At 39.1% G+C, this 2966-nt stretch carries 5 protein-coding genes and 1 pseudogene; 5 read left to right on the forward strand and 1 reads right to left on the reverse strand.

What is annotated here, in order from left to right:
- The 5 genes from NB504_RS02910 to NB504_RS02930 form a co-directional block, all read left to right on the forward strand.
- Positions 1–450 (forward strand): site-specific integrase (locus NB504_RS02910; RefSeq protein ID WP_258428233.1); only part of this gene is annotated, 450 nt, incomplete at its 5' end.
- Positions 451–730: 280 nt separating this feature from the next.
- Positions 731–1831 (forward strand): site-specific integrase, encoded by a 1101-nt coding sequence (locus NB504_RS02915; RefSeq protein WP_217542850.1) that lies wholly within the window; start codon positions 731–733, stop codon positions 1829–1831.
- A 48-nt stretch (positions 1832–1879) separates the two neighbouring features.
- Positions 1880–2161: a hypothetical protein gene (locus NB504_RS02920; protein WP_021823463.1), complete on the forward strand. Its 282-nt coding sequence runs from the start codon at positions 1880–1882 to the stop codon at positions 2159–2161.
- A gap of 142 nt (positions 2162–2303) precedes the next feature.
- Positions 2304–2528, forward strand: coding sequence for a hypothetical protein (locus NB504_RS02925; RefSeq protein ID WP_217523039.1), 225 nt, complete (start codon positions 2304–2306; stop codon positions 2526–2528).
- A 69-nt stretch (positions 2529–2597) separates the two neighbouring features.
- Positions 2598–2735 (forward strand): hypothetical protein, encoded by a 138-nt coding sequence (locus NB504_RS02930; protein WP_258428234.1) that lies wholly within the window; start codon positions 2598–2600, stop codon positions 2733–2735.
- 106 nt (positions 2736–2841) lie between these two features.
- Here the strand turns inward: NB504_RS02930 and NB504_RS02935 are convergent.
- A pseudogene (locus NB504_RS02935) lies at positions 2842–2966 on the reverse strand (IS3 family transposase); the annotation flags it as partial.

Below are 2966 nucleotides of genomic sequence, written 5' to 3' on the forward strand. Positions count from 1 at the left end.
ATTCCACTAGTCGATATTTTCCACATGTCACTTTCTACTTGTATGCGCCTCGGCGAAATTACAAGGATCACGTGGGAAGACTTTGATGAAAACGCAGGTACAGTGGTCATTCGAGATCGCAAAGACCCACGGCAGAAAAAGGGCAATCACTGCACTATCCCTCTATTTAGTGATGCCATTGAAATCATAAAACGTCAGCCAAAAATTGATTCGTGCATTTTTCCCTACAAATCAACTGCGATTGGTGCTGCTTGGCAGAGAATTTGTCATGAACAAGGTATTGATGACCTCCATTACCATGACTTACGAGCTGAAGGAGCGTGCAGGCTGTTTGAACGAGGACTCAACATCGTTGAAATATCACGTATTACAGGGCATCGCGACATCAACGTTTTGAATAATATTTACCTGCGGTTGAGTGTTGAGGATATTCACCAACGCATCAACTAGCAAACGAGTGGCTCTGTCATGATTGAAGAGCCACACCCATTGTTACATATAGTTACATTTTCAAAGGTATGGTTTGTTCTTTGACGAAAAGGAGCGGAATCATGGACTCAAACTTTCTAACTAATTGATAAATCGCCCCATCTAAAAAAACCAATAACCTCATGCACTAATATAAATAAAAGTATCTTATAATCAACAATTTAAAACAAAACACCATCGTATTTACAATCAAACCCAAACCATTACTATCGACTCAAACCAGTTAAAAAAGAGTCAAAAAATGGCAACAATTAGTATCGAGCCACAACATCTCAAATCCGGCATGTCTTACAAGGTCAGAGCAAGATCAGGCAAAAAAGACCCTATTAAATTTTCTATGTCTCGCACATTTAAAAGTCAGTCACAAGCTGCGCGATTTGCCAAAAACATCTCAGCGCAACTTAAGGAGAAGGATTTTAGTTTTCTTCATTCAAGGCCTACTGCTCTTGCTGTTAGCGATGCCCTAACCCAATTTCAATCTTATGTATCAGCGGATGAAGAGATGGCACCCAAATACAACAAAAATATCTCAACCGTCATTAAGCGTTTTATTAACTCTTCATTGGCAGATCTACCCATCGATTTGATTACGCCTAGGGATATCATTCAAACACTGAGAGAGATTCAGGAAACTTATCAACTTTCACCCTCAACTCTAGGCTTTTATCTAAGCGCGCTATCCACGGCGTTTTATGACGCGAACACGCTATTAGGATTCAATTTCAATACAGATGCACTGCGAGATGCGAGACCAACGTTAAAAAGGCATGGATTGATAAGCCGGAGCCGTCCTCGCAATCGTGTGTTATCACTAGAGGAATTGACTAAAATTACTGAATACTATGAAGGCATGGATATGAGAGGACGTTCATCTATCCCGATGATAGACATCATGTGGTTTGCTTTATATGTCTGCATGCGACAAGGTGAGATTTGTCAGAAGTTAAAATGGCAGGACTACAATGAAACGACACATATCCTGACTGTCGATAAGCGAAAAGATCCAACAGATAATAAAAACAAAATAACTAAAATCACGCTCAATGCTGCCACAATTGCCATCATCAACAAGATGCCAAAAGGGAGGCCAACTGATCCGATTTTTCCATTCAATCCAAAATCAGTGAGTACATCATGGACGAAAGCAATGAAGGCGCTCGGTATTGATGATCTGCATTTTCACGACCTACGAGCAACTGGCTCGTCTGAACTATACAAGCACGGCATGGATCTTTATGGTGTGTCCAAACTCGCAGGGCATAGCTCGGCTGAGATGCAACTCACACATTACCTGCGTAATATCCCTGTTGTTTTGCCAGAAGATCACATCAAGCTCAATTAGAGATTAATGTTCGCTGTGCCATTGAATGTCAGGAAGTAAAGGTTAACGATGAAACATATTGAAGATTTAATTTTTAAGGCGAGCCTCTGGACACTGAACTTCCATAATCAATATAAGATTGTTGGTAAGCCGCACCCTGATGCATTGATTTATCGTGGCTTTATTGATTATCACTTGGGGGGTAAACGTGTAAAACTGGTAGTTAACAAAGAGAGCTACGACTCTTTCTTGTGTAAAATGCAGCACCATGAGAAAGCGGTTGATTTTGCTAAAAATTGCCTAACGATTATGACAAGGATGCATAAAAATAGCTCTAGCAGCCACCTTTGATCCACTTCAAGACAGTCTCCATAGCAATAAAACCATATAAAACCATATAAAACAATAATTTGCTTTTTTTTGAGTCTTGTATTAAAAGATATTTAGTTGCATAATTAATTTATATAAACTTCTGATTTTTATAGAAAAAACAATGACAACAAATACTAACAAAAAACACCCAATCGCAAAACTTATCAATTTGGTTATTCTACTGTTTGCTGTAGTTGCTATGACATTTACAACTATTGAGTTCTTTGCTAATGGTTGGTGTCAAAAGGCTCGCGGTATTAGTGTTGATAAAAATTCAAGCTGGGAAGTGAAAGCTTGCGCTAAGTACTATTGGAATGTAGACGTAGAAAACCCAACTGGTTGGTAAATCAACTCTAAAAAAACCAATTTCAAGCAACGTTCAAACTGCTTAAAAGAAAAATAAACGGAGATACCCATGTCAGATGATTACATTTCAATAAAAGACCGAATGAAAAGCCATGCGGCTGGTATCATTATCACGATGTTCTTAGTCTTCTTAGTTACGAAGGGCGCTGATCTGATCGCATACCTCGCAGCTCGCTACAACTGGTAAGAAAAAAAAGAACAACTAACCTCCATTAATATGGGGGTTTTTTATGGCGACGATTTCAACGCACACTTATCCATGCAACTTCACCGTGCAATTTAAGCTGTAGTGGTCAACTAAAATTGGCCACGGTTTGAGAGTTTTCCCAATATAATCGTTCTGATTCATTGGGAGTTAAACCACCGTTATACTGATGTGGTCTGAGTTGGCAGTAATATCCGATAATGTAACGGGTAA

This window comes from Vibrio sp. RM-69-4 (genome assembly GCF_024743775.1).
Taxonomy (GTDB): domain Bacteria; phylum Pseudomonadota; class Gammaproteobacteria; order Enterobacterales; family Vibrionaceae; genus Vibrio; species Vibrio anguillarum.